This is a genomic window from Methylobacterium organophilum, assembly GCF_022179465.1.
Lineage (GTDB): Bacteria > Pseudomonadota > Alphaproteobacteria > Rhizobiales > Beijerinckiaceae > Methylobacterium > Methylobacterium organophilum.
Genome location: NZ_BPQV01000003.1, coordinates 40,937 through 60,907, shown reverse-complemented (window position 1 = coordinate 60,907; position 19,971 = coordinate 40,937). Strand labels below are relative to the sequence as shown.

The 19,971-nt window shown below is 73.5% G+C and carries 20 protein-coding genes and 1 riboswitch; of the genes, 8 read left to right on the top strand and 12 right to left on the bottom strand.

Annotation, left to right across the window (positions count from 1 at the left end; all coding sequences use genetic code 11):
- The first annotated feature begins 82 nt into the window (after positions 1 to 82).
- Positions 83 to 949, top strand: coding sequence for a cell envelope integrity EipB family protein (locus MFF21_RS05795; RefSeq protein WP_238310272.1), 867 nt, complete (start codon positions 83 to 85; stop codon positions 947 to 949).
- A gap of 6 nt (positions 950 to 955) precedes the next feature.
- Here the strand turns inward: MFF21_RS05795 and MFF21_RS05790 are convergent, their stop codons facing one another.
- Positions 956 to 1,432, bottom strand: a complete 477-nt coding sequence (locus tag MFF21_RS05790; protein WP_238310271.1) for an MgtC/SapB family protein — start codon at positions 1,430 to 1,432, stop codon at positions 956 to 958.
- 106 nt (positions 1,433 to 1,538) lie between these two features.
- On the opposite strand from MFF21_RS05790, the gene MFF21_RS05785 reads away from it, so the two are divergent.
- Positions 1,539 to 2,114 (top strand): PepSY domain-containing protein, encoded by a 576-nt coding sequence (locus MFF21_RS05785; RefSeq protein ID WP_238310270.1) that lies wholly within the window; start codon positions 1,539 to 1,541, stop codon positions 2,112 to 2,114.
- 54 nt (positions 2,115 to 2,168) lie between these two features.
- Positions 2,169 to 2,732, top strand: a complete 564-nt coding sequence (locus tag MFF21_RS23950; RefSeq protein WP_283206508.1) for a methylated-DNA--[protein]-cysteine S-methyltransferase — start codon at positions 2,169 to 2,171, stop codon at positions 2,730 to 2,732.
- Here MFF21_RS23950 and MFF21_RS05775 read toward each other — a convergent pair.
- Positions 2,710 to 3,978, bottom strand: coding sequence for a DNA polymerase IV (locus MFF21_RS05775; RefSeq protein ID WP_238310269.1), 1,269 nt, complete (start codon positions 3,976 to 3,978; stop codon positions 2,710 to 2,712). The genes MFF21_RS23950 and MFF21_RS05775 overlap by 23 nt on opposite strands.
- Positions 3,979 to 4,036: 58 nt before the next feature.
- Here MFF21_RS05775 and MFF21_RS05770 point away from each other — a divergent pair, with 58 nt between their 5' ends.
- Positions 4,037 to 4,816 carry a cobalt-precorrin-6A reductase gene (locus tag MFF21_RS05770; RefSeq protein ID WP_238310268.1) on the top strand — a complete coding sequence of 260 codons (780 nt, stop codon included), beginning with the start codon at positions 4,037 to 4,039 and terminating at the stop codon, positions 4,814 to 4,816.
- Positions 4,816 to 6,879, top strand: coding sequence for a DUF6165 family protein (locus MFF21_RS05765; protein WP_238310267.1), 2,064 nt, complete (start codon positions 4,816 to 4,818; stop codon positions 6,877 to 6,879). Before MFF21_RS05770 ends, MFF21_RS05765 begins: the two co-directional genes overlap by 1 nt.
- On the opposite strand, the gene cobJ is transcribed toward MFF21_RS05765, so the two are convergent.
- The 10 genes from cobJ to MFF21_RS05715 all read right to left on the bottom strand — a co-directional run bounded on the left by cobJ (position 6,840) and on the right by MFF21_RS05715 (position 17,721).
- The gene (gene cobJ / locus MFF21_RS05760) at positions 6,840 to 7,607 is read right to left on the bottom strand and encodes a precorrin-3B C(17)-methyltransferase (protein WP_238310266.1); all 768 of its coding nucleotides are present in this window, start codon (positions 7,605 to 7,607) and stop codon (positions 6,840 to 6,842) included. The genes MFF21_RS05765 and cobJ overlap by 40 nt on opposite strands.
- Positions 7,608 to 7,618: 11 nt before the next feature.
- Complete coding sequence (locus MFF21_RS05755; protein WP_283206507.1) at positions 7,619 to 8,416, bottom strand: precorrin-2 C(20)-methyltransferase; 798 nt, start codon at positions 8,414 to 8,416, stop codon at positions 7,619 to 7,621.
- A complete protein-coding gene (locus MFF21_RS05750) occupies positions 8,416 to 9,048 on the bottom strand; it encodes a precorrin-8X methylmutase (RefSeq protein ID WP_238310265.1) in 633 nt (210 codons plus the stop codon). The genes MFF21_RS05755 and MFF21_RS05750 overlap by 1 nt, the downstream gene beginning before the upstream one ends.
- Positions 9,045 to 10,352 carry a ferredoxin-like domain-containing protein gene (locus MFF21_RS05745; protein WP_238310264.1) on the bottom strand — a complete coding sequence of 436 codons (1,308 nt, stop codon included), beginning with the start codon at positions 10,350 to 10,352 and terminating at the stop codon, positions 9,045 to 9,047. Before MFF21_RS05745 ends, MFF21_RS05750 begins: the two co-directional genes overlap by 4 nt.
- A complete protein-coding gene (gene cobN / locus MFF21_RS05740) occupies positions 10,349 to 13,675 on the bottom strand; it encodes a cobaltochelatase subunit CobN (RefSeq protein ID WP_238310263.1) in 3,327 nt (1,108 codons plus the stop codon). Before cobN ends, MFF21_RS05745 begins: the two co-directional genes overlap by 4 nt.
- A gap of 174 nt (positions 13,676 to 13,849) precedes the next feature.
- Positions 13,850 to 14,878 carry a cobalamin biosynthesis protein CobW gene (gene cobW / locus MFF21_RS05735; RefSeq protein ID WP_238310262.1) on the bottom strand — a complete coding sequence of 343 codons (1,029 nt, stop codon included), beginning with the start codon at positions 14,876 to 14,878 and terminating at the stop codon, positions 13,850 to 13,852.
- Between the two features lie 9 nt (positions 14,879 to 14,887).
- Positions 14,888 to 15,289, bottom strand: coding sequence for a DUF1636 family protein (locus MFF21_RS05730; RefSeq protein WP_238310261.1), 402 nt, complete (start codon positions 15,287 to 15,289; stop codon positions 14,888 to 14,890).
- Positions 15,282 to 16,046, bottom strand: coding sequence for a CbtA family protein (locus MFF21_RS05725; protein ID WP_238310260.1), 765 nt, complete (start codon positions 16,044 to 16,046; stop codon positions 15,282 to 15,284). Before MFF21_RS05725 ends, MFF21_RS05730 begins: the two co-directional genes overlap by 8 nt.
- 27 nt (positions 16,047 to 16,073) lie before the next feature.
- Positions 16,074 to 16,247, bottom strand: coding sequence for a CbtB domain-containing protein (locus MFF21_RS05720; protein ID WP_238310259.1), 174 nt, complete (start codon positions 16,245 to 16,247; stop codon positions 16,074 to 16,076).
- A gap of 32 nt (positions 16,248 to 16,279) precedes the next feature.
- Positions 16,280 to 16,477: riboswitch (cobalamin riboswitch) on the bottom strand.
- A 74-nt stretch (positions 16,478 to 16,551) separates the two neighbouring features.
- Positions 16,552 to 17,721, bottom strand: a complete 1,170-nt coding sequence (locus MFF21_RS05715) for an MFS transporter (protein WP_238310258.1) — start codon at positions 17,719 to 17,721, stop codon at positions 16,552 to 16,554.
- A gap of 97 nt (positions 17,722 to 17,818) precedes the next feature.
- Here MFF21_RS05715 and MFF21_RS05710 point away from each other — a divergent pair, with 97 nt between their 5' ends.
- The 3 genes from MFF21_RS05710 to cobO all read left to right on the top strand — a co-directional run bounded on the left by MFF21_RS05710 (position 17,819) and on the right by cobO (position 19,949).
- Positions 17,819 to 18,730 (top strand): LysR family transcriptional regulator, encoded by a 912-nt coding sequence (locus tag MFF21_RS05710; RefSeq protein WP_238310257.1) that lies wholly within the window; start codon positions 17,819 to 17,821, stop codon positions 18,728 to 18,730.
- 77 nt (positions 18,731 to 18,807) lie between these two features.
- A complete protein-coding gene (gene cobU, locus MFF21_RS05705) occupies positions 18,808 to 19,350 on the top strand; it encodes a bifunctional adenosylcobinamide kinase/adenosylcobinamide-phosphate guanylyltransferase (protein WP_238310256.1) in 543 nt (180 codons plus the stop codon).
- A complete protein-coding gene (gene cobO / locus MFF21_RS05700; RefSeq protein WP_238310255.1) occupies positions 19,347 to 19,949 on the top strand; it encodes a cob(I)yrinic acid a,c-diamide adenosyltransferase in 603 nt (200 codons plus the stop codon). Before cobU ends, cobO begins: the two co-directional genes overlap by 4 nt.
- The last annotated feature ends 22 nt before the right edge of the window (positions 19,950 to 19,971 follow it).

Below are 19,971 nucleotides of genomic sequence, written 5' to 3'. Positions count from 1 at the left end.
CCCGGCGCCGACGATTGCCTATGTTGGGCGCGACCGAGCCCGGGCCTGCCCGGGTTCGCCGGACAGCCTCGGGAACGCCCGCATGCGCCTTGCCCCGCTCTGCCTGCTCCTCACGGTGAACGCCGCCCTGGCGGCGCCTCCCGGACAGACCGCACCGCCCGCCGGCGAGCCGCCGGTGCGGCTCGCCAACCACAAGGCGGTCTACGACCTGTCCCTGGCCGGCAGTTCCGGCACCCGCGCGGTGGAGAGCGCCCGCGGGCGCATCGTGCTCGATTTCTCGGGCGATGCCTGCCGGGGCTACACGATGCAGACGCGGCAGGTGACGATGCTCTCCTCCAGCGAGAGCGGCGACCGCACCTCGGACCTGCGCAACACCACCTACGAGAGCGGCGAGGGCGATAGCTTCCGCTTCAAGACCGTGACGATCCTCAACGGCGTGCCGACGCCCGCGGTGGACGGCACCGCCGACCGCTCGGCCGAGGGCATGAAGGTGAAGCTCAAGGAGCCCAAGCGCGACCAGTTCGGCGCCTCGGGCGAGGTGCTGTTCCCGAGCCGCCACATGCGGCGCCTCGTCGAGGCGGCGCGGGCCGGGGAGACCACCCTCGGCGTGAAGGTGTTCGACGGCTCCGACGACGGCCGCAAGGTCTACGACACCCTGGCGGTGATCGGCCGGCCCTCGGCCCAGCCGGCCGCGGCCAAGGCCGACCGGGACAAGCCCCTGCGCGAGGGCCCGCTCGCCAGCATGCGGCGCTGGCCCGTGACGCTGAGCTACTTCACCCCGGGGGAGGGGGAGCGCACCCCCGTCTACACCCTGACCTTCGACCTCTACGAGAACGGCGTCAGCGGCGCCCTGCATCTCGATTACGGCGACTTCTCCATCGACGGCGACCTGAAGAGCATCGAGCTCACCAAGGCCGATCCCAAGGCCGAGGGCGAGTGCGGGCGGTAGGGGCGCTCAATCCGGCCGATCGTGGTGGCGCGGCGTCAGGCCCGCCTTGTCCAGCAGCGTGAGCAGCAGGTGGATCCCCGCGGCGAACGCCATGGCGGCCGCGAGCAGGCGGAACTGCGCCGCGCCGGCCACGATGCCGGCCGAGGCCGAGAACCAGACGCTCGCCGCCGTGGTGAGGTTCTTCACGTCGCTTTTCGCCACGAAAATCGTGCCGGCGGCGATGAAGCCGATCGCCTGGGCGAGGCCCTGGATCACCCGCAGCGGGTCGGCATCGCCCCCCTGCGCGCGCACCTGGGCATAGAGGCTCAGCGCGGAGGTGGTGATCAGCGCGGCGCTGAGGGCGACGAGGGCATGGGTGCGGATGCCCGCATCCTTGCCCCGCCATTCCCGCTCCAGTCCGAGCAGCAGGCCGCAGAGGGTCGCCGCGCCCAGGCGGACCAGGATCGCGCCGAGACTCAGGGTATCGGCATCGAGTGAGTTCACGTCGGCCAAGGGCTCCCCGACGACGCGCCGCGCCACTGCCCATGAAACGGAAATTCCGCGACGACGTTTCCACGACCCGACACGCAACCGGATCGAGGAGGCGACGATGATGAAGCGATTGACCCTGGCGACCGCCGCTCTGGCCCTGAGCACCGGCCTCGCGGCCGCGGCGGAGCAGCCCGCCGGCGACCGGCCCGCGACGACCGGCGCCACCCAGACCGGCAAGGACCTCAAGGAATTCCAGGCCGCGGCCCTTGCCAAGACCAGCCTCGCCCAGGCGCTGACCACCGCCGAGAGTCAGGGCGACAAGGGCCGCGCCATCGAAGCCGATTTCGAGCGCGCGGACGGCAAGAACCCGGCCCATTACGCGATCAAGGTCGTCTATCCGGACGGCAAGCTCGTCGAGTACGGGATCGATGCCGACACGGGCAAACTCTACAAGACCGAGAACCAGCCGATCGAGCGCTACTTCACCCGGCTGAAGCCCGCCGATTTCCAGAAGGCCTCGACCTCGCTCAAGGACGCCCTCGCCATCGCCGAGAAGCAGGCCGGCGGCGGCAAGGCCTACGAGGCGGAGGTGAAGCGGGACGGCTCGGCGGTGCGCTACGACATCTCCGTGGCCCTCGCCGACACCACCCGCGAGATCAAGGTCGGGCCGGACGGCAAGATCGTCGGCGATTGACCGCCGGCAGGACAACCGCCACTCCGGGGGCACGCCCCCGGAGTGGATCCCCCGATGACCGCAGAGCTGCGCCTCCTGAGCTTCGAGGGTCCCGGGCCGATCGGCTCGGTCCACGCCGTCCATGACGGGGCACGGCTCTTCGCCCTCGATTTCGGCGCGCCCGACGCGCGGCTGACGCGGCTCCTCCAGCGCCGCTTCGGAGCGGCGGTGTCGCTGCGCGCAGGGGGCGACGCCCTCGGCCTCCGCGCCGGCCTGCAGGCCTATTTCGACGGGGAGCTCGCGGCCCTCGACCGGATCCCGATCGATGGCGGCGGCTCGCCCTTCCAGAAGCGGGTCTGGGCGGCCCTGCGGGAGATTCCGGCCGGGCAGACCCGCAGCTACGGCGCTCTCGCCGCCCGTCTCGGCCTGCCGGGCGCGGCCCGGGCGGTGGGGCTCGCCAACGGGCAGAATCCGATCAGCCTCGTCGTGCCCTGCCACCGGGTGATCGGCGCCGACGGCACGCTGACCGGCTATGGCGGCGGGATCGCGCGCAAGCGCTGGCTGCTCGCCCACGAGGCCGCCCATCGGCCCGCGCTCCCGCTCTTCGCCGCGTCCCTCAGCCCCGTTCCGCCGGCCTGAAGCCGAGGCCCCGCTGCACGGCCGCGGCGCCGAAGCGTTCGCGGACCTTGTCGAGGGCTGCCTCCCGCCGCGCCACGGCGGCGACGCTGGTGTCGACGAGGTCGCCCCAGTCGGCATGGATCGCGGCGCAGAGATCGCCCCCGCCGATGCCGATCAGCCGGAAGCGGGTGCCGTCGCAGGCCTCGCGCAGCATCGGCTCCCCCTCCCGGAAGAGGCGGTCGGCCAGCTGCGTCGGGCTCAGGCCGCCGCGGGTGCGGGTGCGCAGGCGGAAGGACTCGTCCTTCAGCTTCAGGGTCACGCTGCCGGCGGCGAGGCCCGCCTTCTTGAGCCGGCCCGAGACCTTCTCGCAGAGTCGCCACAGGATCGGCCGCAACTCCGCGAAATCGGCGATATCGGCGGAGAAGGTCGTCTCGGCGGAGACGGTCTTGGCCTCCCGGCTCGTCTTCACCGGGCGGCCGTCGCGACCCTCGGCCAGGGCGATCAGGCGCTCCGCCTCCCGCCCCAGGGCGGCGTGAAGCCGCTTCGGATCGGCGCGGGCGATGTCGCCGACCCGGCGGATGCCCAGGCTCGCCAGCCGCTCCTGCGCCGCACCGCCGATGCCCGGCAGGATGCCCACCGGCCGGTCGGCGAGGAAGTCCCGCGCCTCCTCCGGGGCGATGATCGAGAAGCCCCGCGGCTTGTCGAGGTCGCTCGCGATCTTGGCCAGGAACTTGTTGGCCGAGAGCCCCACCGAGACCGTGATGCCGATCTCCCGCTCCACCCGCGCGGCGAACCGGGCCAGGGTCACGGCCGGGCTCGCCCCGTGCAGCCGCGCGGTGCCCGAGAGGTCGAGGAAGGCCTCGTCGATCGAGACCGGCTCCACGGCGGGGGTCAGGTCGAGCATCATCGCCCGCACCGCGCGGCCGACCTTGGCGTATTTCTCCATGTCCGGCCGCAGCACCACCGCCTGCGGGCAGAGCTTGAGCGCCTTGAACATCGGCATGGCCGAGCGCACGCCGTCGATCCGCGCGAGGTAGCAGGCGGTGGCGACCACGCCGCGCTTGCCCCCGCCGATGATCAGCGGCCGGTCCCGCAAGGCGGGGTCGTCGCGCTTCTCGATGGTGGCGTAGAAGGCGTCGCAATCGACATGCGCGATCGCGAGTCGGTCGCGGGCGGGATGGTGCAGGAGCCGCGGCGAGCCGCAGGCACGGCAGCGCTGCGCGCCGGCCGGCTGTTCCGTCAGGCAATCGCGGCAGAACGGGAACAAGGCTCGATCCTCGCCACGGCCGTGCTATCGCGGGGCCGTCGGCGCAACAGGTGTACGAATGGGGAACGGACAGGACAAGGCGGGGCGAGGCGCGCATCCCCAGCGCATCCTGATCCTCGGCGGCACCACCGAGGCGAGCGCCCTGGCCGCCGGCCTCGCGCCGCTCGCGGCGCATTTCGCGCCGACCCTGTCGCTCGCCGGCCGCACGGCTCGGCCCCGGCCCTTGCCGGTGCCCACCCGCATCGGCGGGTTCGGCGGGGCGCAGGGGCTCGCCGAGTATCTCGTCGCCGAGGGGATCGGGCAGGTGGTCGATGCGACCCATCCCTTCGCCGCGCGGATCTCCCGCAACGCCGCGGAGGCCTGCGCGGCGGCGGGCGTGCCCCTGCTGGCGATCCGGAGGCCGGCCTGGAACAGGCAGCCGGAAGACGACTGGACCGAGGTGGACGACATGGCCGGGGCCGCCGCGGCGCTGGGCGAGACGCCGCGAAACGTCTTCCTCACCATCGGGCGGCAGGAGGTCTCGGCCTTTCTTGCTGCGCCGCAGCATCGTTATTTTGTGCGCAGCATCGATCCCGCCGGGGTGGCTCTGCCGCAGTTGCAGGCGATCGCGGCGCGCGGGCCCTTCGACCGGGCGGCGGAGACGCGCTTCCTGCGCGAGGCCGGCATCGCGGTGATGGTCACCAAGAATTCGGGGGGCGCGGCCACCTACGCCAAGATCGAGGCGGCGCGCGATCTCGGGCTGCCCGTGGTGGTGGTGCGCCGGCCCCCCGTGCCGGCGGTGCCGTGGGTGGCGGATGCGCAGGCTGCTCTGGAGCGGCTGCGGCAGGGAATCGGGTGATGACGGCCTATCGGGACATCAAGGATCTCTACCTCGCCGGGCAGACGGCCGAGGCCGGGCGGCTGGTCGAGGCGCATCGGCAGGCGCTGGGCTCCGACGGTGCCGGCTGCACTCTCGCGGGCGTGGTGATGATGGCGCTCGGCCGGCCGGAGGCCGCCGTGCCCTGGCTCGATGCCGCAGCCCGCCACGAGCCCGCCTCGCCCCAGGTCTGGAGCAACCTGAGCGCGGCGCTGGAAGGCTGCGGCCTGCTGGCCGAGGCGCGGGCGAGCCTCGCCCGGGCGGTCTCCCTGGAAGAGGCGGAGGAGCCCGGCTGGCTCGGCTACGCCCGCACCGCCCTGCGGCTCGGCGGCCTCTCCGATGCCCTCGGCTACCTGACCCGGGCCCTGCATCGCGATTCCGAGGATCTCGACGCCCTCGCCCTGCTCGGCCTCGTCCTGCACCGGCTCGGGCGTTGGGAGGACGCCCTCGCCGCCTACGACCAGGTCGTCACCCTGCGCGCCGACGATGCGGAGACCTGGCTGAACCGGGGCGTGCTGCTGCACGAGGCCGGCCGGGTCGAGGCGGCGCTCGCGAGCTACGACGCAGCCCTGGCCCTCGACGCGCAGCGCGCGGATGCCTGGTCGAACCGCGCCAAGGCCCTGTGCGACCTGCACCGGCTGGAGGAAGCGGTCGCGGCCTTCACGCAGGCCCTCGCCCTGCGGCCGGGGGACCCGGTGCTGCTCGTCGACCGCGGGATGTGCCGCCTGCTCGCCGGGGACTATGCCGCGGGCTTCGCCGATTACGAGGCGCGCCTCCAGGGGGCCGAGCCGCCGCGGCCCTCCGGCTGCCCGACTTGGCAGGGGGAAGACCTCTCCGGCAAGCGCCTGCTCGTGAGCGCGGAACAGGGCTTCGGCGACACCTTCCAGTTCGTCCGCTTCCTGCCGGCGCTCGCGGCGCGGGGCGCCCGCGTCACCTTCCAGGTGCCGGTAACCCTGCATCCGCTGCTCGCGCCGCTCGCCGAGCATTGCACCCTGGTCGGGGAAGGGGAGGGCGAGGGTCCCTACGACTACCACGTCTCCCTCCTCAGCCTGCCGCACCGGCTCGGCCTCGAGGCCGGGAGCCTGGGGGCGGCGCCCTATCTGCGCGTCGGCGTCGAGGGAATCGCCCGCTGGGCCGGGGTGATCGGGGAGCGGGGCTTCCGGGTCGGCATCGCCTGGCAGGGCAATCCGCAGTTCCGGCACGACAGCCGGCGCTCGATCCCGCTCGCGCATTTCCTCACCCTCGCCGGCCTGCCCGGCGTGCGGCTCATCAGCCTGCAGCGCGGGCCGGGCCTCGACCAGCTCAAGGCGGTGCCGGCGAGCCTCGTCGAGCGCTTGCCCGAGCCCCTGGACGCGGAGGGGGCCTTCCTCGACACTGCCGCGGTGCTGATGAGCCTCGACCTCGTCGTGACCTCGGATTCGGCCATCGCCCATCTCGCCGGGGCCCTGGGCCGCCCGGTCTGGCTGGCCCTCAGCCACGTGCCGGACTGGCGCTGGCTGCTCACCGGCGAGGACTGCCCCTGGTATCCGAGCCTGCGTCTGTTCCGGCAGGAGCGGCCGGGGGATTGGGCGAGCGTCTTCGCCGCGATCCATGCGGCGCTCGCCCGCCGGGCGGCCGGCATCGTCTCCGGGCCGGTCTCCCTGCCGATGGTGCCCTGTTCCCTGGGCGAGCTGATCGACAAGATCAGCATCCTCCAGATCAAGTCCGAGCGGATCCACGACCCGGACAAGCTCCGCTATGTCCGCGACGAGCTGAAGCTCCTGACCGCGACGCCGGCCTTCGAGACGGCCTCCACGGAGACGCGCGCCGTCCTCGAGCTGCTCAGGGACGTGAACGGCGCCCTCTGGCAGGTCGAGGACGAGCTCCGGTCCCGCGAGGCGGAGGGCCGCTTCGATGCGGATTTCGTCGAGGCCGCCCGCTCCGTCTACCGCCTCAACGACCGCCGCGCGGCGCTGAAGCGGCGCATCGACGTGGCGGCGGGCTCGCTCCTGCGGGAGCAGAAGAGCTACGCGCTGCCCGACCCGGCCACGCTGCGCAGCGTGTAGACGAAGGGCAATCCCTCGCTGCGGGGGATCAAGCGGGTGCCGGTCGCCCCGATGATGACCATGGTCGCCATGTCGGCGGGGGCGGTGCGGGCTTCATCCAGCGTCAGCACCCGCAAAGTCTCGTCCGGCCGTGTCACGGCGCGGGCGAGGATCACGGGGGTGTCGGCCGGGCGCAGGCCGGCGGCGAGGTCCAGCGCCTTGCCGAGCTGCCAGGGCCGCGCCTTCGAGATCGGGTTGTAGAGCGCCACCACGAGATCGGCCCGCAAAACCGCCTCGAGGCGGGCGAGGATCGTCTCCCAGGGCTTGAGGTTGTCGGAGAGCGAGAGCGCGCAGAAATCGCCGCCGAGCGGCGCCCCGAGGCGGGCGGCGGCGGCGAGCATGGCGGTGATGCCGGGCTCGACCCGGATCGGCAGGTCGCGCCAGGCGGGCTCGCCGTTCTCCACCGCCTCGAACACCGCCGCGGCCATGGCGAAGACGCCGGGATCCCCGCCCGAGACCACCGCGACCCGCCGGCCGGAGGCCGCGAGTTCGAGGGCGTGGCGCGCCCGGTCGACCTCGACGCGGTTGTCGGTGGCGTGGCGCGTCAGCCCCGGCCGCTCCGGGACGCGGGCGACATAGGGGATGTAGCCGATCAGGTCCTGCGCCTGGTCGAGGGCGTCCTGCGCGGCAAGCGTCAGCAGGCGCGGATCGCCCGGCCCGAGGCCGACGATGGTGAGCGAACCGGTCATGGGCGCGAAACTCAGGGGCGCCGGCCTTCGCCGGGCACCAGCACCATCGAGAAATAGGGGGCGGAATCGTCCGCCTTCTCGGCGAGCGGGACGATGGTCTCCCCCGCCATGGTGCCGCGCTCGACATAGATCGCGCGGGCGAGCAGGCCCGCCTCCGCCAGGGCGGCGCGGACCTTCGGCAGGTGGCGGCCGAGCTTCATGATCACCGCGGCGTCGGTGCCCCGGAGCTGCGCGGCGAGCGCCTCCGGCGACAGGGTCGCCGGCAGCACGGTGAGCACGTCGTCGCCCCAGGTGATCGGGGTGTTGGCCCGCGTCCAGCAGCCGGACATGCCGGTGACGCCGGGGATCACCTCGACGGGAAAGCGCTCCTTGAGCCGCCGCCACAGATGCATGAACGAGCCGTAGAAGAAGGGGTCGCCCTCCGACAGGATCGCCACGTCGCGGCCGGCGCCGAGATGGTCGGCGAGCTTGCCCGCGGCGTCGTCGTAGAAGGCGGCCAGCGCGGAGACGTAGTCCGCGTGGTCCGGCGGAAGCTCGGTCGTGTAGGGATAGACCAGGGGGAATTCCCGGGCCGGATCGCGCACCAGGGCGTCGGCGATGGTGCGGGCGTTGCCGCGCTTGCCCTTCTTGCAGAAGTGCACGAGCAGCGGCGCCCGCTCCAGCACCCGAAGGGCCTTCAGGGTGAGGTAGTCGGGATCGCCCGGCCCCATGCCGACGCCGTAGAGCGTCCCGGTCCGGGCGAGGAGCGGGGCGGCTCCGCCCGCATCGGCTTCGCTCAAGACCGGCTCGAAGCGCTCGCTCGCCTCCATCACTCGACCTCGCTCGCGAGCGCGTTGACGGCGGCGGCCGCCATGGCGCTGCCGCCGCGGCGGCCATGCACCACGACGAAGGGCACGCGCCCGTCCTTCGCCAGCGCTTCCTTCGATTCCGCCGCACCGACGAAGCCGACCGGGATGCCGATCACCGCCGCCGGGGCGCCGACGCCCTCGTCGAGGAGTTCGAGCAGGCGGAACAGGGAGGTCGGGGCATTGCCGACCGCCACGACGCTGCCCGGCAGGTGCTCGCGCCACAATTCCATCGCCGCGGCCGAGCGGGTGGTGCCCATGGCTTTGGCGAGATCGGGCACGCGGGGATCGCCCAGGGTGCAGAGGACGGGGTTGTTCGCGGGCAGCCGGCTGCGGGTGACGCCGTCGGCGACCATGCGCACGTCGCACAGGATCGGCGCGCCGGCCTTGAGGGCGGCCTCGCCGGCGGTGGCGAAATCGGCGGAGACCTCCACGTCGCGGGGCAGGTCGGTCATGCCGCAGGCATGGATCATCCGCACCACCACCCGCTCGGCCGCGCCCTCGAAGCGGGCGAGGTCGGCCTCGGCGCGGATCATCGCGAAGGAGCGGGCGTAGATCGCACCGCCATCGCGCAGGTAGTCGAGCCGCGCACTCATGTCCCATCGTCCTGAAACGCCTGCCGCAGCGCGGCCGAGGCGGTTGCCCCCGGGGCGGATACACCCCCTGTTTGCGCTCTCCTTACGCGGTCCAGCGCCGCCTCGAAAGTCAGACGTATGGCCGGCTCCGCATCGGGCCTTCCGCCGAGGACGATGTCGTAGGCGCCCTCCCGTCCGACGAGGGTGAGGTCGGCGGGGCCGGGATGGGCGCAGCCCTTGGCGCAGCCGGAGACATGGGCGGTGAGGCCGCCAGTCGCGAAATCTGCGAAAGCGCCGGCGAGCCGGGCGGCGTGGTCCGGCACCGGCGTCGTGCCGGAGGCGCAGGCCGGGGCGCCGGGGCAGGCGGCGACCGCGCGGCGGGGATCGTCGGCGCGGGTCACGAAGCCGGCTTCCGCGAGCGCGGCGAGGAGGCCGGCGGCCTGCGCCGCGGAGGTGACGAGGCAGACCCCGCGGCTCGGGCTCAGCCGTAGCTCGGTGGTCCCGGCGAGATCGGCGAGCCGCTCAAAGCCCGCCGCGTCGCAGCGGCCGAAGGGCGCCTCGACCACCACGGCGCTGCGGCTGCGGGACAGGAAGGCGCGGCCGGGCTGCGGCGGCGGCTCGGCCGCATCGTCCGGGGCCGGTCCCGCGCCGCCCGCCGCGGCGATCACCCGCGCGCGGGCGTCGTCGTCGAGGTCGCGCATCCGGCGGGCGCCGCTTTCCGCGAAGACGCAGAGGGCGAGGCCGAGCAGGCCGGGCATCTGGATCGCCGCCTGCTCCCGCGTCCAGGCAAGCCCCTCCGGAGCCGCGCAGCCCAGGGCCGCGAAGCCGGGCCGGGTCGCCCGAAGCGTAAAGTCAGCCTCCAGCCCGGCCAGCCCGAAGCGCCCGCCCCCCTCGATCGCCACCAAAGTTTTAGCCGGCAAACGACTTATGGTGAGGCCGATGGCTTCGACGGCGCGGGCGAGGGCCGGCACATCGATGCGCTCGCTGGCGTCGTGGCCGGCGAGCGGGCTCGTCAGGGTCAGCCGCTGCGGGCCGCCATCGTCGCGAACATCCCCGAGGCCCGCCCCGTCCAGCAGGCAGGCGAGGGCGGGGCCGCTCTCCGGCGTGACGCCGCGGATCTGCAGGTTGCCGCGGGCGGTGATGTCGATGTTCCCGTTGCCGTGGCGGCGCGCGCCTTCGGCCACGGCCCGGGCCTGGGCCGGGGTGAGGCGGCCGAGCGGCGGATGCACCCGGGCGAGCAGGCCGTCCCCGGTCGGCATGGGCCGGGCGAGGGAGGGGCACCAGCCCCGTCTGGCGCCCTCGGGCAGGATGCGGCGCCCGCTCATTCGGCCGCCGGCAGCAGGGCGTCGACGGGCAGGGCGTTGCGCCGGCTTTGCCAGAGGCCGCGGGCGCGCAACGCGTCGAAACGCTCCAGGATGGCCCGGGCCGCGGCGGGGTTGGCGGCGTGCAGGGCCTCGAAGACCTGCGCGTCGGCGATCCAGGCGCCGTAGAGCCGGTCGAGATCGGCATGGCTCACGGCGGGCGTCGCGGCGGCCAGCACGAAGACCGCATCCATGCCCTGCGCGAGTTCCTGCGCGCCGCGATAGCCGTGGCGCAGCTGCGCCGCGATCCAGCGAGGCGAGGCGAGCCGGCCGTTGATCAGGCGGGCGACGTCCTCCCGGGCGGTGCGGGCGCGAGGCGTCTCGGGGTTCGACACGTCCAGGCTGTAGAGGGCCGGCTTGGCGCCGGTGGTTGCGGCGGCGGCGGAAAAACCGCCCATGGCGTCGGCGGCGGCATCGCCGTCGAGGAGATCGCGCTCGGCCACGTCGAAGGCGTGGAGATAGGCGTCGGCCTGGGCGACCCGGGCGGCGAAGCCCGCATCCTCCCCCTCTGCGCGGCCGCCATAGGCATGGCTCGTCGCCGCGAGATAGGCGCGGCCGAGATCGTCGCGGCTCTCCCAGGCGCCGTCGAGGGCGAGCCCCGCCGTGCCGGCGCCGTAGCGGCCGGGCGCCGCGCCGTAGATGCGCGAGACCGACTCCCCCCGGCGCCGGGCGGCGGCCAGCGGGTTCTCGGCATCCTCCTCCCCCTCGCGGGCGGCGACCGCCCGAGCGGCGTGGTCGAGCAGGGCCAGGGTCTCGGGGAAGGTGTCGCGGAAGGCGCCGGAGATACGGCAGGTCACATCGATGCGCGGCCGGTCGAGCAGGGCCAGCGGCAGCACCTCGAAGCCCGTGACACGGGTCGAGGCATGGTCCCAGACCGGGCGCACGCCCATCAGCGCCAGGGCATGGGCCACGTCCTCGCCGCCGGTGCGCAGGGTCGGGGAGGCCCAGAGATCCATGACGATGCGGGCCGGGTACTCGCCCTCGTCCTGCAGGTAGCGCCGCACCACGGCCTCCGCCGCCTTGGCGCCGAGCAGGGTCGCGGCGCGGGTCGGCAGGCTGCGTGGGTCGAGGGTGGTGAGGTTGCGCCCCGTGGGCATCACGTCGGCCCGCCCGCGCGAGGGCGAGCCGGCGGGGCCGGGGGGCACGAAGCGACCGTCGAGCGCTGCGAGGAGGTTCTTTCGCTCCGCCTCGGCGCAGGCTTGACGCAGGGCGTCCGCGCCATCTCCGGCGCGGCCGAAGACGTGGAGCCCGTCGCGGAAGGGCGTCTCGCCGAGGTCGCAGAGATGCGCGTCGAGGGCCGTCAGCGCATCGGCCATCGGCGTACCGGCGGGGATGCCGGCGCTGTCCATCAGCCCGGCGGAGGCGGCCTCGTCGAGGATCGCCTCGGCGATGAGCGCCGCCCGGCGCGGGTCCAGCACGCTCGCGGCGGAATATTCCTCCACCAGCTCGCGCAGGGCCGCCGCCTGCGGCGTCAGGCCGGCGGCCTCGACCTCCGGGGTCAGGTGGCCGAGGGCCACCCCGCCGAGCCGGCGCTTCAGGGGCGCGGCCTCGCCGGGATCGTCGACGACGAAGGGATAAACGACCGGCAGCGAGCCGACGGCGCGGGAAGGCCAGCATTCCGGCGAGAGCGCCACGGCCTTGCCCGGCAGCCACTCGGTGGTGCCGTGGGTGCCGAGCTGGATCAGCGCGTCGAACTTCTCCCGCAGGCCGAGATGGAAGGCGAGATAGGCGTGCGTCGGCGGCGCGTCCGGATCGTGGTAGCCCGCCTTGCGGTCCGCCGCCCGCCCGCGATCGGGCTGGAGGAAGAGGCTGAGGTGTCCCTCTCCCGCGCGGGGGGACGCGGGATCCGCCCGCAGCATCCGGAACCGGAAGGCGCCGTCGCGGCAGAGGGGATCCTCCTGAGGGGGTCCCCATTGCGCGATGAGCGTGTCCCGCGAGGCCTCCGGCAGGCCGGCGAACCAGGCCTCGTAGGCGGCGAGCGAAACGGTGAAGGTCGGCGGAGCCTCGGTCAGCGCCGCCATCAGCGCGGGCGCCTCCGGCAGCGGCCCGGCGGCGTAGCCCGCTGCGGCGAGGTCCTGCGCGATGGCGCGGGCGCTCTCGGGCGTGTCGAGGCCGACGGCGTAGCCGGCCCGGCCTGCGCGGGCCGGATAGTCCGACAGCACGAGGGCGAGCCGTCGCGCGCTGCGCGGCAGACGGGCGAGGCGGATCCAGGCCGCCGCGCGGTCGGCGAGGGCGTCGATCCCGGCGGGATCGGGCACGGCCCGGCGTTCGGAAAAGCCCTCGACCGCGGGCGCTTCCTCCTTGAACGAGATCGGGAAGCCCGAGAGCCTTCCGTCGAATTCCGGCAGGGCGACCTGCATGGCGAGGTCGGCGGCGTTCATGCCGCGGGCGGAAGCCTGCCAGGCCGTGCGCGCGGCGCCGATCGTGTAGGCCTGCAGCACCGGACAATCGGCGGCATCGAGCACGAAACCCGCATCCTCCCGCGCCGAGAAGGCGGTCGCCGCCACGATCACGTCCGGCCGCCCGGCGGCGATCGCGGCGCGCACCGCGGTAACGGCCTCCGGATCCTTCAAGCTCGAGACGGCGAGCGCCACCGTGCCGATGCCCCGTTGGCGCAGGGCGGCGACCAGGGCAACAGCGGGGGCGGTGTCGCCGGCGAGCACCGCCGAGCGGTAGACGAGAAGGAGCGCGCGGGGCCCGGGCCCCGCGGCGGAAAGCGCGGTTTCCAGCTCCATCGCGCCGCAGGCGGGGCACCAGGCGAAGCCCCGCGGCAGCGCTTTGGGCGGCGCGGCCTCGATCGCCTGCCCGGCCTCGGCGGCCATGCGGCGCAGGAGCTGGCGCAGATTGTCGTGGCCGCCCGCGCGGAAATAGGTGTCGAAGGCGGCGAGGGTCTCGGGCGGCAGGGTGCAGAAGGCTGCGAGCCGCTCGTCCGGCCGCTCGTCGCCGGGCAGCACGGCGAGCTTCACTCCGTGGGCCCGGCAGGCCTGGGCGGCGCGCTCGATGCCGTAGCGCCAGTAGTCGAGGCCGCCGAGGCAGCGGATCAGCACCACTTTCGCCCGTGCGATCACCCCGTCGACATAGAGGTCCACCGACATCGGGTGGCGCAGTTGCGCGAGCTTGGCGAGCCGCAGGGCCGGCAGGCCAATCTCCGCGGCATGGGCGGCGGCGAGGCCGGACAGGTCGGTGTCGGTGAAGGACAGGACGACGAGATCGCCGGGCGTCTGCCCGAGATCGATGGCCGCCTCGCCCTCGTCGAGGGAGACCGTATCGACGCGGATCAGGTGCATGGCGCTCGCTCAGGCACCCTGGCCGGATGCGCCGCCCGCGCGTTCGAAGAGCTCCGCTGGACGTTCCTGCCCGGCGAAGAAGGCCTCGACGCTCATGGGTTGGGGGGCGCGGTTCAGCATGTCGGATCCGCTGCCATCATAGCGCGCGGCGGGCCGGCGAGGCGAGGGGCCGAACTAGCCCGCCAGGGCTGCCGCGACTGCCGCCCGGTCGAAGCCCTTGAGGCCGATCACCACGAGGCGCCCGTCCCGAGGCTCGCTGTTCTTCCAGGGACGGTCGTAATGGTGGGCGATGCGGCGGCCGACGCCCTGCACCACGAGGCGCATCGGCTTGCCGGTCACCTCCACGAAGCCCTTGATGCGCAGCACGCCCTCGGTCTCGGCGGCCTTGGCGACGCGGGCGGCGAGGTCGTCCGGGGTCGCGGTCGCGGAGACGGGGAGCGCCACCGATTCGAAATCGTCGTGGTCGTGGTCCTCGCCGTGATGGGAGGGGCGGGCCTCGAGATCATCCTCGGCCGCCGCGGCGAGGCCGAGCAGCACGCGGGGATCGATGCGGCCGTGCTCGGTCTCGACGAGCTTCACGGCGCGGGGCAGGTGTCCCTCGATCTCGGCGCGCACCTTGCCGCGAGCCTCCGCGTCGATCAGGTCGGCCTTGTTGACGACCACGAGGTCGGCGCAGAGGAGCTGGTCCTCGAAGACCTCCTCCAGCGGGTTGTCGTGGTCGACCGCCGTGTCGGCGGCGCGCTGATTGGCGAGCGCATCCGGATCTTCGGCGAACTGGCCGGAGGCCACCGCCGGCCCGTCCACCACGGCGACGACGCCGTCGACGGTGACGCGGGAGCGGATCGCCGGCCACTGGAAGGCCTGGACCAGGGGCTTGGGCAGGGCGAGGCCGGAGGTCTCGATCAGGATGTGCTGCGGGGGCTCCGGCCGGTCGAGGAGCTTGGTCAGGGCGGGCACGAAATCGTCGGCCACGGTGCAGCAGATGCAGCCGTTCGGCAGTTCGACCACCGAATTCTCGTCGCAGCCCTCGATGCCGCAGGAGGCGAGGAAGGAGCCGTCGAAGCCGATATCGCCGAACTCGTTGACGATGATGGCGAGCTTCGCGCCCTTCGCGTTCTCCACCACATGACGCACCAGGGTCGTCTTGCCGGCCCCGAGGAAGCCGGTGACGATGGTGCAGGGGATCTTCTCGACGATGCTCATGGCGCGCTCTCAGATGTCGTCCGTGCGGGCCGCGGGCAGCGGCGGGATGCGGGCGATCACGCCCCGGCGGAATTCGACCGGCCGCTCGCGCCAGGCCACGATCCCGTCCGGCGTGGCGGCATAGGCGGCGAGCCCGTCGAGGATGGTGCGGGCGGAAGCCTCGGCGTCGAGATCCCCGTAGACGTAGCTCCAGCGGCCCGCCGAGGCGACGGCGACGGTGCAGGGCCGCTTGCAGACCGAGAGACAGGGCACGCCCTCGACGGTCAGCCCCGGCATGGGCGCGCGGTCGAGCTCGGCCTGGAGCGCGTCCAGTAGGCGGCTGCCCGCCGGCTTGTCGCCGCCCTGTCCCGCCACCTTGCAGGTGGTGCAGACATGCAGCACCACCGCATTCGGATGGTCGGGATCAGGCACGGGCTGTTGCCTTCTCGCGTCCGAAGGCGTGCCAGGCCCAGCCGAAGCCGAGGCCGATCAGCGCCCAGAACACGAAGGCGATGGCCAGCGAGCGCGCCGCGAACTGCGCCGCATAGCCCGCCGGCAGATTCGAGGCCGCCTCCTCGACATGCGGCGCCCCGGCGAGGTGCGGGCCGACGATCAGGACGAGGCCGCCGAGGATGGTGATCGGCACCCGGCGCACCAGGATCAGGTAGAGGCCGAGGCCGGTCGCGATCACCGTCATCAGCCACCAGGCCTGCCGCAGCTCGAGGTCGGCCGCGCCCATGCCGGGCAGCTCCGGCGGCAGACCCACGGCGGGGGCCAGCGCCACTGCCGCGAAGCCGGCAAGGCCGAGCTTCAGCCCGGTCTCCGGACCCGGCGGCAGGCGCAGGGCAAGCATCACCGCGCCGAGCAGCAGGGCGTAGCCGACGCCGCCGATCAGAGTGGCGAGGCCGGTGAAGGCCATGCGCGGCAGACCCTCGCCGGGCTGCCACTCGCCCCCGCCGTGGTCGTGCCCGGCATGACCCGGATCGGAAGGGTCGTGGCCCTCCGCGCCGTTCCCGTGGGAATGGGCGAGCACGACGAGGCTCTTCGGCGCGGACAGGGCGGCGCTCTGGCCCTCATAGGCCTCCGCCGCCACGATGAGCGGCGAGGTGAGGGCGAGCTGCAGCCCCGTGGCAGCGACAGCCGCGAGGAAGCCGGCGACGAGCGCCGCCGACAGCAACCGGATAATCATGGAAAGGGCGCCTGGGGGATCAGGCGATCAGTGGCAGGGGAAGTTCTGCGCGTGCCGGAAGTCGTGCGCCGCGTTGTGCAGCGCCGAGGCCGGGGCGAAACCCGCCAGGAAGACGAGGCCGAGGCCGAGGAAGGCCGCGATCAGGACGGCGCGGGCGCCCTCGTTGACGGTGGTCGCAGTGGAAAGCGTCGTGGTCGTCATGGTCAGGCTCCGGCCGCCCCGCCGGCGGCGTTGAGAGATAGCGGGTGACGGCAGGTCTCCTGGCTCGCGGCGTCTGATATGCCCACCGCCTTCCCGGATCACTCCAGTGGCCGATGGCGGGCACGTGTGCCGCTCACAGTTGCGGGGGCAGCCGCGGCTTCGAGGCTGAGGCCCCGGCCCGCGTTCCCTTTTCACCTCGTCGCCGAGGCACCGTCGCTGCGGACCCTAGCGGCTCGGATCTGGACTTGCAATCGGAGCGGATGGCCGCCTTCGGGACAATCGCGGCCATGGTCCTGGCCTGCGCTCAGCAGGTGGCCGAAACCGGGAGGCGGGGGCGGCTCCGGCGGAGCGCCGCGAGCATGAGAAGGCCGGCACCCGCCATCGCGGCGCCCGCGAGGGGGACAGCGGGGTAGCCGAGCCCGGCGTCGATCACGGCGCCGCCCGCCGCCGCCCCGATCGCGTTGCCGAAGTTGAAGGCGCCGATATTCATCGCCGAGGCGAGGTTGGGGGCCTCCTGCGCCTCGTTCATCACGCGCATCTGGAGCGGCGGCACCAGCGCGAAGCTCGCCACGCCCCACAGAACGATCAGGATCGCGACGGCAGCCTCCCAGCGCAACGTCGCGGCGAGGAGCAGGAGGAGGACCACCAGTCCGGCCAGCGCGGCCGCGATGGTGCCGTCCACCGAGCGGTCGGCGAGGCGGCCTCCGAGCCAGTTTCCGGCCGCGAGCCCGGCGCCGTAGAGCACCAGCATCGCCGTGACGAAGCCGACGGAGGCTTCCGTCTCGACCCGCAGGATCGGCACGATGTAGGTGAAGACCGTGAACATCGCGCTGGCGCCGACGACCGTCAGCCCGAGGGCGGCGAGCACCGGGCCGCGGACGAGCACACGTAGCTCCGCCCGCATGTCGGCGCCGGCCTCGGCCCTCAGGTCCGGCAGGGCGGCGGCCAGCGCGAGCATGGCGAGGACGCCGACCCCCGCGATGCCCCAGAACGCCGTGCGCCAGCCGAGCACCTCGCCGATCCAGGCCGCGAGCGGCACGCCGCCGATGGTGGCGAGGGTGAGCCCCGAGAACATCGCCGCCACGGCCGCGGCTCTCCGCTCCGGCGGCACGAGCCGTGCTGCCACCACCGCGCCCACCCCGAAAAAGGCGCCGTGGTTGAGCGAGGTGACGAGCCGGGCGGCGACCAGCGTCGCATAGCTGTCCGCGAGCGCCGCCATGGCGTTGCCGAGGGTGAAGATCGCCATCAGACCGATCAGCAAGCGCCGGCGCGGCACGCGTGCGGCCGCGAGGGTCACGAGCGGCGCCCCGACCAACACGCCGAGGGCGTAGGCGCTGACCACGAGGCCTGCCGCCGGAATCGAGACGCCGAGATCGGTCGCCATCAGGGGCAGCATCCCCATCGGGGTGAACTCGGTCACGCCGATGCCGAAGGCGCCCATGGCCAGCGCGAGCAGGGCGGGATTGGTTTTCATCGTGGATATCCTCGTCGTTCCGTGACAGCACGTGGCGGATCGGCGACGAGGGCGGTAGCCGGGCTCGCGGACCGAGATCCGTGCGCAAGGATCACGAATGAGGCGGGACGGCATCGATCGAACCGGCGAGATGAGCGCTTTCCTGGCCGTGATCACGGCCGGCAGCCTGGCGGGCGCCGCGCGCCGGCTCGGCCTGACGCCGTCCGCCGTCAGCCGGATCGTCAGCCGCCTCGAATCCCGGCTCGGCGTGCGGCTGATCGTGCGCACCACGCGCAGTCTGCGCCTGACCGCCGAGGGCGAAGCCTATGGACGGGCAGCCCGGCGCATCCTCGCCGATCTCGACGAGACCGAGCGGGCGCTCGCCGATCAGGGCCGCCCGCGGGGGCGGGTCCGGGTGAGCACCGCGACCGCCCATGGCCGGCTCGTGGTGGTGCCGCTGCTCGCCGACTTCGCCGCCCTTCATCCCGAGATCGTGGTCGAGATCGACCTGTCCGACGAACTCGCCGATGTTCTGGGAGGCCGGGCGGACGTGGCGATCCGCTTCGGGCCCCTGGCCGACAGCCCGCTCACCGCGCGGCGCCTGGGCGATACCGGGCGCACGGTGGTCGCTTCGCCTGCCTATCTCGCCCGCGCCGGCACGCCGCAGGCGCCGGCGGACCTTGCCGCCCATAACTGCCTGGATTTCAGCTTCCGCCGTATCGAGCCCGGCTGGCCCTTCCGCGTGGGTGGCCAGGACCATCTCCTCGCCGTGCAGGGCAGCATGCGGGCGAACAACGGCGAGACGCTGGTGCAGCTCGCACTCGCGGGCGTCGGCATCACGCGGGTGGGCAACTTCCACATCACCGAGGAGCTGGCGGCGGGCCGGCTCGTGCCGCTCCTCGCCCCCTTCAACCCCGGGGACCGCGAGGCGATCCACGCCGTGTTCGTGGGCGGCGCGGCCATGCCCGCCCGCGTGCGCGTGCTCGTGGACTTCCTCGCCGAGCGCATGCGCGGGAACGCCGGCTGGTAGGCGATCGACGGCTTCGCTCGCGCGATCTCCGGCCCTGTGCCATAGGCCGGGGCGGAATGGATTCGTGGAGAGACCGGATGGCGGATGATCTGACGCCCCTTTCCGGAACGACCCTGGTGCTTGGCGGCGCGCGCTCGGGCAAAAGCGCCTATGCCGAGCGGCTGATCGAATCCTGCCCCCGTCCCTGGCTCTATCTCGCCACCGCGGAGGCCTGGGACGACGAGATGCGGGCCCGCATCGCCCTCCACCGGGAGCGGCGCTCCGGCGACTGGATCACCCGGGACGTGCCGATGGCGCTGCCCGAGGCGGTGGCCGCCGCGACGGGGCCGGTTCTGGTCGATTGCCTCACGCTCTGGCTCACCAATTTGATGCTGGCGGAGGCCGATCTCGCCGCCGCCTCGGCCGCCCTCGTGCAGGCCTGCGCCGCCGCGCCGGGGCCGCTGGTGCTGGTCGGCAACGAGGTCGGGCTCGGCATCGTGCCCGAGAATGCCCTGGCCCGGCGCTTCCGCGACGAGGCGGGGCGCCTGCACCAGCGCCTCGCCGCCTCCGCCGACCGCGTCGTGCTGATGGTCGCCGGGCTTCCCCTGACCGTGAAACCCTCCGCGGAGAACCCCGCATGAGCGACGATGACGACCGCCACCGCGAGAAGATGGCCAAGCGCAAGGCGGTCCAGGACGCCGAGGTCGCCTCGAAGACCATCGAGAAGGGGCTCCTCATCGTCCATACCGGCCCCGGCAAGGGCAAGACCACGGCGGCCCTCGGGCTGCTGCTGCGGGCGCTCGGGCGCGGCTGGCGCGTCGGCGTGGTGCAGTTCGTGAAGGGCGCCTGGGACACCGGCGAGAAGCACGCGCTCAAGACCTTCGGCGCCCAGGTCGAGTGGCACGCCCTGGGCGAGGGCTTCACCTGGGAGACGCAGGACAAGGCCCGCGACGCCGCGGCGGCGCGGCGGGCCTGGGCCGAGGCCGAGCGCCTGATGGCGGATCCCTCCCTGCGCCTGCTCGTCCTCGACGAGCTCAACATCGCGCTGCGCTACGAGCAGCTCGACCTCGATGCGGTGGTCGCGGCGCTGAAGGCCCGGCGGCCGGATCTCCACGTCGTGGTAACGGGCCGCAACGCCAAGCCGGCCCTGATCGAGGCCGCCGACCTCGTCACCGAGATGGGCAGTGTGAAGCACCACTTCTCCGCCGGGGTGAAGGCGCAGGAGGGAATTGAGTTCTGAGGCGGAGCGCCCTTGATGGCGG

What these genes read in the sequence shown, in the direction of transcription:
- MFF21_RS05755 (WP_283206507.1), bottom strand. Translation starts at nt 8,416, where the DNA reads ATGGAGGCGAGCGAGCGCTTCGAGCCGGTCTTGAGCGAAGCCGATGCG.
- MFF21_RS05770 (WP_238310268.1), top strand. Translation starts at nt 4,037, where the DNA reads ATGGGGAACGGACAGGACAAGGCGGGGCGAGGCGCGCATCCCCAGCGC.
- cobO (WP_238310255.1), top strand. Translation starts at nt 19,347, where the DNA reads ATGAGCGACGATGACGACCGCCACCGCGAGAAGATGGCCAAGCGCAAG.
- MFF21_RS05710 (WP_238310257.1), top strand. Translation starts at nt 17,819, where the DNA reads ATGAGGCGGGACGGCATCGATCGAACCGGCGAGATGAGCGCTTTCCTG.
- MFF21_RS05785 (WP_238310270.1), top strand. Translation starts at nt 1,539, where the DNA reads ATGATGAAGCGATTGACCCTGGCGACCGCCGCTCTGGCCCTGAGCACC.
- MFF21_RS05715 (WP_238310258.1), bottom strand. Translation starts at nt 17,721, where the DNA reads ATGAAAACCAATCCCGCCCTGCTCGCGCTGGCCATGGGCGCCTTCGGC.
- MFF21_RS05745 (WP_238310264.1), bottom strand. Translation starts at nt 10,352, where the DNA reads ATGAGCGGGCGCCGCATCCTGCCCGAGGGCGCCAGACGGGGCTGGTGC.
- MFF21_RS05725 (WP_238310260.1), bottom strand. Translation starts at nt 16,046, where the DNA reads ATGATTATCCGGTTGCTGTCGGCGGCGCTCGTCGCCGGCTTCCTCGCG.
- cobJ (WP_238310266.1), bottom strand. Translation starts at nt 7,607, where the DNA reads ATGACCGGTTCGCTCACCATCGTCGGCCTCGGGCCGGGCGATCCGCGC.
- cobN (WP_238310263.1), bottom strand. Translation starts at nt 13,675, where the DNA reads ATGCACCTGATCCGCGTCGATACGGTCTCCCTCGACGAGGGCGAGGCG.
- MFF21_RS05720 (WP_238310259.1), bottom strand. Translation starts at nt 16,247, where the DNA reads ATGACGACCACGACGCTTTCCACTGCGACCACCGTCAACGAGGGCGCC.
- MFF21_RS05750 (WP_238310265.1), bottom strand. Translation starts at nt 9,048, where the DNA reads ATGAGTGCGCGGCTCGACTACCTGCGCGATGGCGGTGCGATCTACGCC.
- MFF21_RS05765 (WP_238310267.1), top strand. Translation starts at nt 4,816, where the DNA reads ATGACGGCCTATCGGGACATCAAGGATCTCTACCTCGCCGGGCAGACG.
- cobW (WP_238310262.1), bottom strand. Translation starts at nt 14,878, where the DNA reads ATGAGCATCGTCGAGAAGATCCCCTGCACCATCGTCACCGGCTTCCTC.
- MFF21_RS05795 (WP_238310272.1), top strand. Translation starts at nt 83, where the DNA reads ATGCGCCTTGCCCCGCTCTGCCTGCTCCTCACGGTGAACGCCGCCCTG.
- cobU (WP_238310256.1), top strand. Translation starts at nt 18,808, where the DNA reads ATGGCGGATGATCTGACGCCCCTTTCCGGAACGACCCTGGTGCTTGGC.
- MFF21_RS23950 (WP_283206508.1), top strand. Translation starts at nt 2,169, where the DNA reads ATGACCGCAGAGCTGCGCCTCCTGAGCTTCGAGGGTCCCGGGCCGATC.